General features: G+C 56.5%; 14 protein-coding genes. 8 read left to right on the top strand and 6 right to left on the bottom strand.

Features of this window, described 5'->3' with window-relative positions; translation table 11 throughout:
• Positions 1–48 precede the first annotated feature (48 nt).
• Positions 49–624, bottom strand: coding sequence for a helix-turn-helix domain-containing protein (locus IM300_RS19250; RefSeq protein ID WP_193037873.1), 576 nt, complete (start codon positions 622–624; stop codon positions 49–51).
• 148 nt (positions 625–772) lie between these two features.
• On the opposite strand from IM300_RS19250, the gene IM300_RS19245 reads away from it, so the two are divergent.
• Together IM300_RS19245 and IM300_RS19240 are read left to right on the top strand one after the other, a co-directional pair.
• The gene (locus tag IM300_RS19245; protein ID WP_193037871.1) at positions 773–1291 is read left to right on the top strand and encodes a GNAT family N-acetyltransferase; all 519 of its coding nucleotides are present in this window, start codon (positions 773–775) and stop codon (positions 1289–1291) included.
• Positions 1288–1737: a DMT family transporter gene (locus IM300_RS19240; RefSeq protein ID WP_131636921.1), complete on the top strand. Its 450-nt coding sequence runs from the start codon at positions 1288–1290 to the stop codon at positions 1735–1737. The genes IM300_RS19245 and IM300_RS19240 overlap by 4 nt, the downstream gene beginning before the upstream one ends.
• Positions 1738–1740: 3 nt before the next feature.
• Here IM300_RS19240 and IM300_RS19235 read toward each other — a convergent pair whose 3' ends face one another.
• Together IM300_RS19235 and IM300_RS19230 are read right to left on the bottom strand one after the other, a co-directional pair.
• Entirely contained in the window at positions 1741–1974 is a 234-nt protein-coding gene (locus IM300_RS19235) for a YdcY family protein (RefSeq protein ID WP_107535429.1), read from the bottom strand.
• A gap of 99 nt (positions 1975–2073) precedes the next feature.
• Positions 2074–3672: an ABC transporter substrate-binding protein gene (locus IM300_RS19230; RefSeq protein ID WP_193037869.1), complete on the bottom strand. Its 1599-nt coding sequence runs from the start codon at positions 3670–3672 to the stop codon at positions 2074–2076.
• Between the two features lie 282 nt (positions 3673–3954).
• On the opposite strand from IM300_RS19230, the gene IM300_RS19225 reads away from it, so the two are divergent.
• Genes IM300_RS19225 through IM300_RS19215 form a run of 3 tightly spaced genes read left to right on the top strand, consistent with a single transcriptional unit; the run spans position 3955 to position 10431 of the window.
• Positions 3955–5286: an SrfA family protein gene (locus tag IM300_RS19225; RefSeq protein WP_193037867.1), complete on the top strand. Its 1332-nt coding sequence runs from the start codon at positions 3955–3957 to the stop codon at positions 5284–5286.
• A gap of 4 nt (positions 5287–5290) precedes the next feature.
• Positions 5291–8260, top strand: a complete 2970-nt coding sequence (locus IM300_RS19220) for a virulence factor SrfB (protein WP_193037865.1) — start codon at positions 5291–5293, stop codon at positions 8258–8260.
• Positions 8257–10431 carry a virulence factor SrfC family protein gene (locus tag IM300_RS19215; RefSeq protein ID WP_193037863.1) on the top strand — a complete coding sequence of 725 codons (2175 nt, stop codon included), beginning with the start codon at positions 8257–8259 and terminating at the stop codon, positions 10429–10431. The genes IM300_RS19220 and IM300_RS19215 overlap by 4 nt, the downstream gene beginning before the upstream one ends.
• 33 nt (positions 10432–10464) lie before the next feature.
• Here the strand turns inward: IM300_RS19215 and IM300_RS19210 are convergent, their stop codons facing one another.
• A complete protein-coding gene (locus IM300_RS19210) occupies positions 10465–11223 on the bottom strand; it encodes an alpha/beta fold hydrolase (RefSeq protein WP_193037861.1) in 759 nt (252 codons plus the stop codon).
• An 85-nt stretch (positions 11224–11308) separates the two neighbouring features.
• Positions 11309–11482: a GhoT/OrtT family toxin gene (locus tag IM300_RS19205; protein ID WP_032670341.1), complete on the bottom strand. Its 174-nt coding sequence runs from the start codon at positions 11480–11482 to the stop codon at positions 11309–11311.
• Between the two features lie 243 nt (positions 11483–11725).
• Between IM300_RS19205 and IM300_RS19200 the strand changes: the two genes are divergently transcribed.
• From IM300_RS19200 to IM300_RS19190, 3 genes are read left to right on the top strand one after another with little or no spacing between them, the layout of a single operon-like run.
• The gene (locus IM300_RS19200) at positions 11726–12052 is read left to right on the top strand and encodes a DUF1971 domain-containing protein (protein ID WP_063866626.1); all 327 of its coding nucleotides are present in this window, start codon (positions 11726–11728) and stop codon (positions 12050–12052) included.
• Between the two features lie 27 nt (positions 12053–12079).
• Positions 12080–12433: a DUF1971 domain-containing protein gene (locus IM300_RS19195; RefSeq protein WP_193037859.1), complete on the top strand. Its 354-nt coding sequence runs from the start codon at positions 12080–12082 to the stop codon at positions 12431–12433.
• Positions 12434–12436: 3 nt separating this feature from the next.
• Positions 12437–12619: a DUF1869 domain-containing protein gene (locus IM300_RS19190; protein WP_063449914.1), complete on the top strand. Its 183-nt coding sequence runs from the start codon at positions 12437–12439 to the stop codon at positions 12617–12619.
• 35 nt (positions 12620–12654) lie between these two features.
• Here the strand turns inward: IM300_RS19190 and patD are convergent, their stop codons facing one another.
• Complete coding sequence (gene patD / locus IM300_RS19185; protein ID WP_193037857.1) at positions 12655–14079, bottom strand: aminobutyraldehyde dehydrogenase; 1425 nt, start codon at positions 14077–14079, stop codon at positions 12655–12657.
• Positions 14080–14117 lie beyond the last annotated feature (38 nt).

The following is a 14117-nucleotide window of genomic DNA, read 5'->3' as shown; positions in this document are numbered from 1 at the left end:
GAAAATGTCATTCAAGCCTGGCACGTTATGCTGCGGATCGCTTTTGCATTATGAGCCGGACTGATTAAGCCGCACGACCAGATAAAGGCACGGTTCATCCGTTTCGTTGATAAACCGGCAGTCGTTCGGCGGCCCGAGTTCCAGACAATCTCCGGCCTTCATTTCATGGCGGGTGTCCCCCTCCAGAAAGACCAGCTCACCGGCCTGCAACCAGATCAGCTGTCGCGCCAGCGCATAGGAGGAGGCAGGCATTGGCACATCGCTGCCCGCGGGCAGTTCGACCTGGACGAGATCGATAGGCAGATCGGTGCGCGGCGACACGTGGCGACGCACATAGTGGGTTTGCGGATCGCGCCACACGGGCTGGTTCGCCAGACGTAACAGCTTGCCCTCCTGCATTTCCGCGCGCGCGATGAGCGTTGACATGCTGATACCCAAGGCACCGGAAAGACGGGCAAGCAGCGTCGCCGTTGGGCTACTGTCGCCCCGCTCAATCTTGTGGATCATGGCGCGCGAAATCCCCGCCCGTTCGGCCAGTTCGCTTATAGACCAGCCCCGAGACTCGCGTTCCAGGCGGATACGGGCGCTAATCCGTTGATTCATATTGTCTGTTATTGTGTTCATGACGTCATACTATAGTGTATGGATGCTCTATCTGGGCGGTCTGGCGGTAAAAAAATAGGGATTTTGTCGTAGCGGTGCAATACAAGAACTGTGTAATATTGTGAGCAGATCGTACTACTATAGTGAACAACACAGCCAGAGGTTAACCATGATCGTTCGTCATGCCTGCAAAGAAGATTGTGCCGCTATCGCTGAAATTTATAACCATGCGGTTCTGCACACCGCCGCCATCTGGAACGATAAAACCGTCGACACCGATAACCGTATCGCATGGTTTGAGGCGCGTACGATGGTGGGTTATCCGGTACTGGTCAGTGAAGAAGATGGTGTAGTGACGGGATACGCCTCATTCGGCGACTGGCGGGCATTCGACGGTTTTCGCCATACGGTGGAGCACTCGGTGTACGTTCACCCGGATCATCAGGGCAAAGGCATTGGTCGGCTGCTGATGAAGGAATTAATTAATGAAGCCCGCCTGATCGGTAAGCATGTGATGGTTGCCGGGATTGAGGCCCAGAACCAGGCGTCCATTCATCTGCACACAACTCTGGGCTTTATTACTACCGGAAATATGCCGCAGGTGGGCACCAAATTTGGCCGCTGGCTGGATTTAACCTTTATGCAGCTCCAGCTTGATCAGCGCAGCGATCCGGATGCTCTGCCATGAATCAATCGTTGACGTTAGCGTTTCTGGTAGCCGCCGGGATTGGGCTGGTGGTCCAGAACACCCTGATGGTGCGCATTACGCAATCCTCCTCCACCATTCTTATCGCCATGCTGCTCAATTCGCTGGTGGGGATCGTGCTGTTTGTCAGCATCCTGCTGGTGAAAAATGGCCTGGCGGGGGTTAGCGAACTGGCGTCAACGGTGCGCTGGTGGACGTTGATCCCCGGGCTGCTTGGCTCGTTTTTTGTCTTTGCCAGTATTAGCGGGTATCAGAACGTGGGCGCGGCAACGACGATTGCCGTACTGGTGGCAAGCCAGCTGATTGGCGGCCTGGTGATGGACATCCTTAAAAGCCACGGCGTCCCGTTGCGCGCGCTGGTTGGCCCGGTCTGCGGCGCAGTGTTGCTGGTGGTCGGCGCCTGGCTGGTGGCGCGGCGCCAGTTTTAACCCTTACAGAATAGTCCCGCCCTGCGTAAGGTGGGCATGGCGCGCCTCCGCTTCTTCTTTATGTTGCTTACCGTGATGTGAAATCGCGGTGCGCAGGCGTTGCTGCTGGGTATAGCGATCTTCACGGCTCAGCTCTGCATCATCGCTTAATGCGATCAGCAGTTCATTCATGTGGGTAATAACGCTCTCTTCGATGGCGGCATCAACGCGCGCGATAACATCGTTTAAATGTGACATTGTCACTCCTTTTAACGTATTCGGTGGCGCCAGGCGTACCGGGCCTACGGGTGCTGAATGTAGGCTGGGAAACCCTGGCACCACCCGGCAATAATACTATCAGTTCAGCTTCGCTTTCGAAAAATCACTGCCCATCAGACTCACGCTGTAACCCGTCACGTTACTGCGGGTCGCGTAGAACGTTTTGCCGTTAGCTAACGCAATCCACGGCGCCTGCTGGTAGAAAATCTCCTGCGCCTGGCCGTAAAGCTTCGCGCGTTCTTCCGGGGTGCTGGTCAGCTTAGCCTTTTGCACAAGCTCATCATACCCCTTATCACACCAGCGCGCGGCGTTGGATCCGGTTTTAATGCTGTTACAACCCAGCAGTACGTCAGCGAAGTTATCCGGATCGCCGTTGTCGGACATCCAGCCGAACAGCGCGGAATCATGCTCGCCTTTACGCATGCCGGAGAGGTACTCACCCCACTCGTAAGACACAATTTTTGCCTTCACGCCCACTTTCGCCCAGTCGGCCTGGATCATCTCCGCTATACGCCGGGAGTTCGGGTTGTACGGACGCTGAACCGGCATCGACCAGAGCGTGACCTCCGCGCCCTTCTCCAGACCCGCCTGCTTAAGCAGGGCTTTTGCTTTTTCCGGATCGTAGTCGTAATCCTTCAGGACTTTATTAAAGCCGAGCATGTTCGGCGGGATCGGCGATTTGGCTACCCTGCCAGATCCCATAAAGACCGCGTTCACGATGGCCTTTTTGTCCGTCGCATAGTTCAGGGCCTGGCGTACCAGCACATTATCAAACGGTTTTTTCTCTGTGTTAAACGCCAGATACCCCACGTTCAGCGCGTCCACCGAGTGCAGCGTCAGGTCTTTGTTTTTCTTAATCACTTCAAACTGCACGGGCGACGGCGCAGGAACGATCTGGCATTCGTTGGTTTGCAGCTTCGCCAGACGGGTTTCCACGTTTGGCGTGATGGAGAAGATCAGGTGTTTGGTCGGCACTTCACCGTCCCAGTAGTTTGGATTGGCGACGTAGCGGATCAGCGAGTCCACCTTGTACTGCTGAAGCACATAGGGCCCGGTGCCGATTGGCCAGGTATCCACATTTTCAGGCGTGCCTTTTTTCAGCATCGCATCCGCGTACTCGGCGGAGAGGATTGAGGCAAAGTCCATTCCCCAGTCGGCCAGAAATGCCGCGTTGGGTTCACTCAGCGTGAACTGAACATGGTAATCGTCGATCTTTTTCACATCCTGAATGAGCTTGTCGAGGCCCACGTCATTAAAGTATTCGTAATTACCCTGGGAAACGTTGTGATACGGATGCTTAGGGTCTTTCTGACGCATGACCGAGAAAATAACGTCATCGGCATTGAAGTCGCGCGTCGGTTTAAAGAATTTATTGCTGTTGAACTTCACCCCTTTTCGCAGGGTAAAAGTATAGGTTTTGCCATCGGGTGAAATGGTCCACGACTCGGCGAGCGAAGGCACGGGGGTGTTCTTCACCGGATCGAAGTTAATCAGTCGGTTATACAGCGTTTGCGAACTGGCGACAAACGAGGGTCCAGAACTGGCGATTTGCGGGTTAAACGACTCCGGTGACGCTTCGGAGCAGTAGATAATGGTGTCTTTGTTTGCCGCCCATGCGGCACTTGCCGGCAGCAGCGCGCTCAGCGCGAGGGCGAGCACGGTTTTCCCTGTAGACATGGTTATTACCCTTTCGGTTTTATTATAGTGGACAGTAATAACAGCACAGGCGATATAACCTGACAAATAACGAATCACTATCAGGTTATTCTAAAGCCGCACTTTTCGCTGGTTTAAGCACCCGCCCACGAAAAACGATTTGCCTTAAGGTGCGTTAGTCGTCAAGCACAACCGTCCCGATCAATGCCGCAAGAAATCGTCCCTTTTGCCGTCTCCTCAGCCGTTTGTTTGCAATCGCGTTTAGCTAAAGTAACGGCGTGAAAAAGTCTACAGGACCAAATCGTGGCAAAAACACTTTTACGCAGCGGCAATCTGGATGATTTTCAGGCCGTTGGCGGCGGCGGACAGGCCGTTTTTGAATCAGCCCTGCAAATTCGGGAAGCGCTTCGGTTGCGCAAACAGCAGGCTATCGTCGATTGTCTGGCCATTCCTCAGGTCAATGACGGCGCCGACCGCGTTGACTGGTACTCCCCGGTTGAGGGCACGGTCTCCAGCTGGAAGGCGGCGGACGAAGACGATCGCTTTCGTGCCCTGCGCTATCTGGAAAACACGCTCGCCAGCGTGGAGTCGCTGAGTAAAAAATGCCTCCAGTCGCCGAAAACGGCGCAGCAGCTGTTTGGCTCACTGCTTTCAAAAGCCTTCCAGTTTCCCGGGGAGAACTTTGTCTATATCGTCGATGGCAAGCCGGTGATCTGCTTCTGGGGTTTCGTCAATCTTAACGAGAATGCGCGCGATGACGTGCTGGACTGCCTGCGCGAATCGTTGATCCCTGAGCCTGAGCCAGAGGTGATTGTCGAACCTGAACCGGAGCCAGAACCCGCCCCGGCGGTGACCTTTGAGCAGGCCGATGCCCCGCTTATCACGCCTGCGGCTACCGTCCGTATCACCGAAGATGAACTCTATACGCCAGAGCCGGTGCGCATGAACGTCGAGCCGCCAGAGCCCGCACCGACGGTCGTGCAGAAAAAGCGTCGCTCCCCTCTGTGGCTACTGCCGGTTGCCGCGGTCATCGTTGCGGCCATTGCCACCCCGCTGCTGTGGCCAAAACAGGCCGCGACCGCGGTGCCGGCCGCCACGCCTGCACCAGCCCCCGTGGCGATTGCGCCGGTCCCGGTTAAGACGGTGGAGCCGCTTGAGTTAAAACTCCCGCTGCACCAGGCCGAAGTGGTAGAGCCGAAGGTAAAAGCGCCTGCTCCGGCGGCCGAACCTGTGGTCATTACCGCGATACCGAAAGATGCAATGGTAATGGAGGCAAACCAGGTCAAGGCCGGGTTAACGCGCTTCCTGAACGGTACCTGGCGCGCGTTTCTCGATGTGCAGGACCCGCTCACCGGCAAACCGCCATCGCTGCGCTATCAAATCCAGAACAACAAAGGTTTCGCCCGGGTCGTGCATGGCGACAATATTGTCTGCCGCGTGGACGTCTTCTCCGGATTACACAGCAACGGCGAGCTGTTGATCAAAACGCGCGGCAACGCACGTTGCACCGACGGCTCACGGTATCCGATGCCGGAAGTGACCTGTAAGGCGGGTGCCAGCGATGTGGCGGAATGCACCGCACGTTACGATGCCAACACCGTCGTTCCTTTGACGTTCAAGAAAGCAGGTGCCTGATCCTATGCTGGTTAATCTTTGCGACTATAAACAGAGCGTTACGCTGATTGCTAACAGCGGCGTACAGTTCCTCGATTTTGGCCTGACGCCGCAGGATACCGCGAGCAACGGGCGTTTCGTGCGTAAAACGGCAAATGGCCCGCTGCTGCGTCTGGATTTTGATCTGGTTAACGGCCGGTACACGCTGCCTGCCGCCGATGGCGGGCAGCCGGAAGTGGTCAAGCCTGAAAGCACTATTCCGCTGCACGACTCATTGACCGTGCTGGACGGCGTCTGGCTGCCGCTTCCTTTCCTGCGTTTTAATCCGCCGCGGACGTTTGTTGATGGCCCGGACAACTGGGCCCGCGTTCAGGTGCGAAAGCTTTCCACACCCGACGCGGCTGGCAACACGCACCGCGTCACCATCGCCCTCGACAGCCAGATTGCAGAGCATGCAACGTCCGCGCTGTCGCCGATTGAAAACGATATCCTGAACGGGACGCGTTTCGCACTCGCCTGGCGCGACAATGAAGTTGAGAGTTTCCTCGACCAGACCTGGATTGACGGCTGGCTGCGCGAAGCCTTCACGCAGTTTGCCGACGGAGTTGAAAAACGATCTGAACGCGAGCTGCATCAGGCCATGCGCAGCTTTGAGTATCAGGCACACTGGCTCAACCTGCTCTCCATGCTCGGTGAACAACTGACTGTGCCGGAAGTGAAGTTTGTTACCCACACCCTGAGCACCCCTGCTATTCCTGTCGATCTGATCCTTGACGTTGGTAACACCCACACCTGCGGCGTGATTATTGAAGATCATGGTGATGCCAATGACGGCCTGCGCCAGACGGCTGAACTCCAGGTGCGCTCTCTGAGCGAGCCGCAGTTCCTGAATGAGCCGCTGTTTACCAGCCGTCTCGAATTTTCCGAAGCGCGCTTTGGCAAACAACACTTCTCGGTGGAAAGCGGCCGTGAGGATGCGTTCGTCTGGCCATCTATTGTCCGAGTGGGTGATGAAGCGCGTAAGCTGGCGATGCAGCGTCTGGGCACTGAAGGCAACAGCGGGATCTCGAGCCCGCGTCGCTACCTGTGGGACGAAACGCCGGTCGTGCAGGACTGGCGCTTCAGCCAGATGAACAGCAAGACTCAACGCGAACCGCTGGCGACCGCGTTTCCGCTGATGAACCTGATGAACGACGACGGGGAACCGCTCTTCACGCTGCCGCAGGATGAGCGCCTGCCGGTCTTCTCTCCGCAGTACAGCCGCAGCACCCTGATGACGCACATGCTCTGTGAGCTGCTGGCGCAGGCGCTTGGCCAGATTAACAGCGTTGCCACGCGCCTGCGGCTCGGCTTCCCGGCCTCTCCACGCCAGCTGCGTACGCTGATCCTCACCCTGCCTTCGGCGATGCCGAAACAGGAGCGCGAGATCTTCCGTCGCCGCATGTTCGAAGCCATTGCCATCGTCTGGAAAGCGATGGGCTGGCATCCGCAGGATGAAGATTTTGCCAGCCGGAAGCAGCAGGAAAAAAGCGTGGTTCCGGTTCCTGAAATCCAGATGGAGTGGGACGAAGCCAGCTGCGGCCAGCTGGTGTGGCTGTATAACGAAGCCATTTCCCACTTCGGCGGCCAGACCGAAGCGTTTTTCGCCTCCCTCGCCCGTCCGGATCGCGCGCCTGAGCCGGGGCGTGCGCTGCGCGTTGCCTCTATCGATATCGGTGGCGGCACGACGGATATGGCCATCACACACTATCAGCTCGATGATGGCTCCGGTAATAACGTCAAAATTACCCCGCAGTTGCTGTTCCGCGAAGGGTTCAAGGTAGCCGGCGATGATACGCTGCTGGACGTGATCCAGCGCTACGTACTGCCCGCGCTGCAAACCCAGCTTCAGAAATCCGGCATAGCCGATGCCTCCCTGCTGATGGCGTCCCTGTTCGGCGACTCCGGGCGGATTGATACCCAGGCAGTATTGCGCCAGCAAACGGCGCTTCAGCTCTTTATGCCGATCGGTCACGCGATCCTGGCGGCGTGGGAATCGAGCGATATTGACGATCCGCTGGCCGGGCTGCACGCCACCTTTGGCGATCTGCTGACCCAAAAACCAACGCGTAACGTAATGAATTATCTCCAGCAGGCGATCGACCATGCGTTGCCTGCTGGCTCAGAGCACTTTGATCTGTTCAGCGTGCCGCTGCACGTCAATTTCCGGGAGATGCAGGACGCCATGCTGGCGGGGCAGTTCACGCTCGCCGCCCCGCTTCATGCGGTATGCGAAGCAATCTCTCACTACAGCTGCGATATTCTGCTGATCACGGGACGGCCGGGCTGCCTGCCGGGCGTTCAGGCCCTGATTCGCCACCTGCAACCGGTGCCCGTCAATCGTATCGTCTGGCTGGATAAATACCAGGTTCATGAATGGTATCCGTTCAGCCAGCAGGGACGGATCGGCAACCCGAAATCCACCGCCGCCGTGGGGGCGATGCTCTGTAGCCTGGCGCTGGATCTTCGTCTGCCGCGCTTTAACTTCAAAGCGGCCGATATTGGCGCGTACTCTACGGTGCGTTATCTGGGGGTGCTGGATAACACGATCAATACCCTGCGGGACGAGAACGTCTGGTATCACGACATCGACCTCGATAAACCCGGCGCGAAACTGGACGCCCGGCTGCACTTCCCGCTGCGTGGTAACGTTACGCTCGGCTTCCGGCAGCTGGCCAATGCCCGCTGGCCCGCCACGCCGCTTTACACCCTGAGCATCAACTCTGCCGAGCTGGCGAAAGCCATTGCGGGCGACGGCGTGCTGAACGTGCGCCTGAAGCTGCGTGGCGGCAACAGGCAGGAAGGCCCGGAATCGTTCGAGCTGAGCGACGCCTGGCTCCAGGACGGCACGCCCGTGCCGCCCGATGCCCTGACGTTTAAACTGAATACTCTGGCCGATCGCCGACATAGCGGCAGCCATTACTGGATCGACAGCGGGAGCGTATACCTCAAATGACCGGGACGACTGCCACCACCCAGGCCTTAATCGGGTGGATCAACGAGACGCGACAGCACGCCCCGATGCTGGATAACGACGCCGACGCCCTGCTTGCCCGCCTTAACGCAGCCCGCGCGCGCGAAGAGGCGCTCGATCGCGCCCTTGTCAGCCGGAGCAGCATTGGCTTATACGGCCACTCGCAGACGGCGAAAGCACACCTGCTGGCCTCTCTGTGCGGCAGCGGCGACGAACGGCTGAACGTCACGCCGGGTCAACGCACGTTCGATTATTTCTCGCATATCAATCCGGGACATGCGCCAACCAACATGGCCGTTCGTTTCAGCAGGTCGTCCGGCGAGATTGCCGATGAGGCGTTTCCGCTGCGCCTGAGCCTGGTGACGGAGGCCGAGTTGGTGCAGCTGTTTATCGCGCGCACCACGTTGGATCCGCAGATCCGCGCGGTGGATAAGTCCGTGATTGAAGCCCGGCTTGAAAAATGGCGTGCGCTGCGTCAACCGCAGAGCGTGCCGGGAATGACCGAACAGGAAGTGGCGACCATTGCCCGTTTCTGGCAGAGCAAGGTCCCGGCTGCTAAGCAGCAGATTGACGATGCCCTGTGGCATCAGTTTGCCCTGCTGATACCGTCGCTGGATCTCAGCACGCGCGCCAGCGTCTGGTCCCTGCTGTGGGGTGAGCAACAGGAGTTAACCCAGCAGTGGCTTAAACTCGCCCATGTGCTGCATCAAACCGGCCATGCCAGCGCGCTTGCCGCGCCGTTGAGTCTTCTGGTGGACAGCTTTGGCCTGCCGTGTGAAGGCTTCCTGATTCATGGGGCATTTACCGTACCAGAAGCGCAGGAAACCCTGCTTCACCCGATCAATAACGGCGAGCTGCTTAATGCCATTAGCCTGCCCGTCGATGTACTGGCATGTCTGACCCGCGAACTGGTGCTGCCCGTTGAGAGCTGCGCCCTCAATAACGTCGATATTATTGATATTCCGGCCATTACTGAGGAAAACACGCCGCTGATGACGCAGGCAAAATGCCAGTGGTTGCTGGAGCATTATCGTCAGCAAATTCAGCCGGATGTGCTCGTTATCTGCAACGCAACAGCGCACCACCAGCAGACGGCAAAAACGGCCAGGCTCCTGCAAAACTGGGTCAAAGAGACACAGCCGGTGGAAGAGTCCGCATTGCCGGGGCTGGTCTGGGCCATTACCCCTCATGATGCGCGGTTCACCACGAAGCAGAACCTTGACGAAGCGGTGCAGCAGTTGCTGGGCCAGCCGGGTCTGCGCTGGGGCACCCTCCAGGCGCTTGATTCCCACAGCATGCAGCGGGTGATCGAATGGCTGTCGCAGGCTACCCTGCGGTCCCAGCGCCAGAAGCGTCTTCAAACGCTTAAAAGCGTGTTGCAACAGTCGCTGTCGGCACTGATGCGCCCGTATATCGGCCCTCTTACCCGCGACCCAATAGCTGAGCGGGCTCAGGCCGAAAAAATGGTTCGAACGCTGCAAGGCAGCGCCGCTCGTCACGGTGAACTGCTTGAAGGGCTTCTGCCGCCGTTAAAAGCGTTTGAGACGCTGCTGACGGTTCACCAGCCTCGTGAGGAACAGGTCAACGGCCTGTTTAACGACGTTATCGATCTGTTTGCGGAAGAGGCGCAGGAAAATCCTGGCGTGTTGCAGACCAAGGACAAGGCGCGAATGGCCCATAGCGTGTGGGTTAACCATCTTCGTCAGTGGAGTCGCAACGACGCGGCGGCTGCCCGGCTGGGCCTGGACGCAGGCGTATTACAGCAGATTGCCGATGTGCTGATCGTCACCAGCTACCGGCTTAACCTGCCGCTGCAACTGCAACGCATTGTAGAAACCGATAAAAGTAGTGCCGCACAGCTGCACGCCGCGATAGGCAATTTCATCGGCTGGCTTGGATATGAACTGACTCCCGTCGCTGAACGGCCTGCAAGCCGGATCCGCAAAGGTCAGGCCATTTTTGTGACGCCGGTTGTGAGCAGCGCCTCACCCCGCCTCACCCGGTTGGGTGAGCAGCCTGTTCATGCTGCGACAGCTTACGTTTATGACTGGCTGGTTGCGCTCTACACCCGCGCCATTGAAAACGTGGATTATCAGTGTCCGTATGACGTTCAGCCTGCCGCGCGCAAAGCACTGTCTGCCCTGTTGTCTTAATCATTGCAGCCCGCTTAAGTGCGGGCTGCCCATTCATGCTCCGCTCAGAAAGTCAGACAAAGCCTGAGCCAACGCGGAGGGGTTTTCCCAGGACATTGAATGGCCCGCATCGGGAATAATTTTTACCGGAACGCCTTTTTGTTGCAGGCGATTAAAATCTTCATCAGGCAGAGACCTCTCACCAAAAATTAACCTTATCGGGCAGTTCAATGACAAGAACAGGTGTTCCCAGTCAGGTTTAATGCCCTCGACGAGGCTCGTTGCGCCGCGCCAGACGGCCCAGGGGGCATTGCTTTGAAGGCTTCCCGCCCACGCCGACGTTTCCGCCCGCAGCAGGTCATCATATCCCTGCTCCAGAAAATCTTGTTCGGTTTGGGCCGCAATAGATCGGCTGAACATCCCGCCACCTGCACGAAAATTGGGTTCAGACACGATCAGGCCCTTCACGCGCAACTTCAATAGCGTTGCCGTTTCGATCGCGATACTCCCGCCCATGCTATGACCATAGAGCCAGAGCCTATCCAGACCGAGATGGTTTAACAGTTCAACCACCACCTGTGCCTGTTCGCTTGTGCGATAACGGTAGTTGCCAGGTTTGTCACTGTAACCGCTACCGGGAAGATCGATCAGAATGGCTCTGCGCCCGCCGAAACGGGTATCACAGACAATACGAGGATATTCATACGACGATGCACAGCCCAACCCGTGGATAAACACAACCGGGTCACCGAATACGGGAAGATCTTGCCAGCGAACGGTACAGCCTGCTTGCTGTGAATAGAAACTGTTCATAAGCACTCCATGTATGATGACTGTATATTTATACAGGCTCAATTTATGGAATGCTATGTCTGGATGACAATTCTGGAAGCGTGCTTCAGAAAAGTGAGATCAACAGGGCAACAGGAAAGCTCATCGGCCAGGTGGAGCCCACCAGGAATGCGCTTAACAGGCGAATACGTTTTCGATCTTTAGACAGGAACCAGGTGATTAATGCACAGACAGAGGCCATGATTGCGTAAAACACCAACATCTTTTGATACAACGTCATTCTGTTTACCTGAGCCAAAAAATAACCGCACGCAATATGCGTCATATGTTGACACAGATCAAGTTTTTTCATTACATCATAACCACTTAAATACTAAGGATAATAACAACTGAGTATCTTGTGTAACAACGCCGGGTAAAGCAAAACGGTTATTATTGATAAGGTGCATATAAAATGCACTTTTTGACAAATCCATTCCCTCAGAAAGCAGTCTAATAAGAGCAGGCTTTCAAGGGAGGAAACATGCTACGCATTCCACAGAGTTGCATTCACACCCGTTCCACGCCTTTCTGGAACAAAGAAACGGCCCCCGCCGGCATTTTTAAACGCCACCTTGATACGGGTACGCGTCCGGGCGTTTACCCTCGCCTGTCGGTGATGCGCGGCGCAGTGCGTTATCTGGGCTATGCTGATGAATTTACGCCCGAACCTGACAGCGAACTCGTCATTGAGGCGGGTCATTTCGGCGTTTTCCCGCCAGAGAGATGGCATCACATTGAGCTGATGACCGACGACACCCTGTTCAATATTGAATTCTTTGTTGAACCTGAGGTGCTTAAGTCCCTTTAAGCGCCCGATATCATGAAGGAAACTATTATGTTACGTATTCCTGAAAACTTTGTTCACACCCGCTCTACCCCGTTCTGGAATAAAGAGACCGCCCCAAAAGCGCTTTTTACCCATCACAACACCAAAGCTGGCGTGTACGGGCGTTTGTCCGTTATGCAGGGTGCGGTGCGTTACTTTGGCTTTGCCGATGGCGATGCCATCGAACCCGATCTGGAAGTGGTGATTGAGGCCGGTTCTTTTGGCATCTCCCCTCCGCAAAAATGGCACCGCATTGAGCTATTAACCGACGATACTTACTTTAATATCGACTTTTTCGCGGATCCTGCCGTCACGCTCAGCGGGGCGGGTATCGGTAAAGTGGTCAACACGCATAAGGAGTAAGTTATGGGTAAGGCAACCTATACCGTGACCGTCACCAACAACAGCAACGGCGTGTCGGTAGATTATGAGACAGAGGCTCCCATGGAGCTGTTGATCCCGGATGTCGCGGCAGATGTCGTGAAGGATCTGGTGAATACCGTTCGCGCCTACGATACGGAAAATGAACACGACGTGTGTGGCTGGTAAGCACAATCGCCCGGCACTGTGCCGGGCATAAGTGTTTAGTGTTTGATCATGACATGTCGCACAACCGTGTAATCTTCAAGGCCGTAAATCGACATATCTTTGCCGTAACCGGATAACTTCATCCCGCCGTGAGGCATTTCACTCACCAGCATAAAATGGGTATTCACCCAGGTGCAGCCATACTGCAACCGTGCACTGAGCCGATGTGCGCGCCCGACGTCTTTTGTCCAGACGGACGAGGCCAGGCCGTATTGCGAATCGTTGGCCCAGGCCAGCACCTGCGCTTCATCCTCAAACGCCGTCACGCTGACTAACGGACCAAACACTTCTCGCTGGACGATCGCATCTTCCTGCTTTGCCCCGGCCAGCAGCGTTGGCTGGAAGTAATATCCGCCCCCCTCTGCTTTACTGCCGCCGGTGACGACGCGGATATGTTCAAGGGCTTTGGCTTCATCCACGGCAGCACAAACGCGGGAAAGATGCGCTGCGGAGCTGAGCGGACCAAGCTCCGTTGATGCATCGTCCGGTGCGCCCATTTTCAGGCTGGCAACGGCTGCGCCCAGCTTTTCAACCAGGGCGGGATAAATTCCTTCCTGGGCATAGATTCGACAGGCTGCGGTACAATCCTGACCGGCATTGTAGAAGCCAAACGTACGCACCCCCTCAACCACGGCATCCAAATCTGCATCGTCAAAGACAATGACCGGCGCTTTTCCACCCAACTCCATATGGGTACGTTTGATAGAAGATGCGGTATGACCAATGATATGTTCCCCGGTGGCGATAGAGCCGGTGAGGGAAACCATGCGCACTTTTTCGTGACCGGTCAGCGGATCCCCTACGGTCTTGCCGCGACCAAACAGCACGTTCAGCACGCCTGCCGGGAAGATATCTTTCGCCAGTTCTGCCAGCTTCAGCGCCGTCAACGGGGTGATTTCTGATGGTTTGATGACGACACAGTTTCCCGCTGCCAGCGCGGGGGCCAGCTTCCACGCCGCCATCATCAGAGGGTAGTTCCAGGGCGCGATAGAGGCGACAACGCCAACCGGATCGCGGCGAATCATCGAGGTATGTCCTTCCAGATATTCTCCGGCAGCCAGCCCATTCAGGCAGCGGGCGGCCCCGGCAAAGAAGCGAAACACATCAACCACGGCAGGAATTTCATCCCCCAGGGCACAATGGAGCGGCTTTCCGCAGTTAAGGGATTCCAGCTGCGCGAACGCGTCGGCGTTGGCTTCAATCACGTCAGCCAGCTTTAACAGACAGTCGGCGCGCGTTTTCGGCGTCGTTTGTCCCCACTCTGTGAACGCACGATCGGCAGCCTGGACGGCGGCGTCCACCTGTGCAGACGATGCTTCAGCAATCTCAAGCAGCACCTCACCCGTGGCAGGATTATAAACCGCCTGCTTCTCACCTTCGCCGGCCACCAGTTCACCATTAATCAGCAATTGATTTTGCATAGCACCGTCCTGTTAAAGTCGACATTATTTTCGCTGTC

The sequence above is a fragment of the Enterobacter cloacae complex sp. I2 genome, from assembly GCF_014896205.1.
GTDB lineage: Bacteria > Pseudomonadota > Gammaproteobacteria > Enterobacterales > Enterobacteriaceae > Enterobacter > Enterobacter quasihormaechei.
The sequence above is the reverse complement of the archived record's forward strand: the minus strand, read 5'-3'. Positions and strand labels throughout refer to the sequence as shown.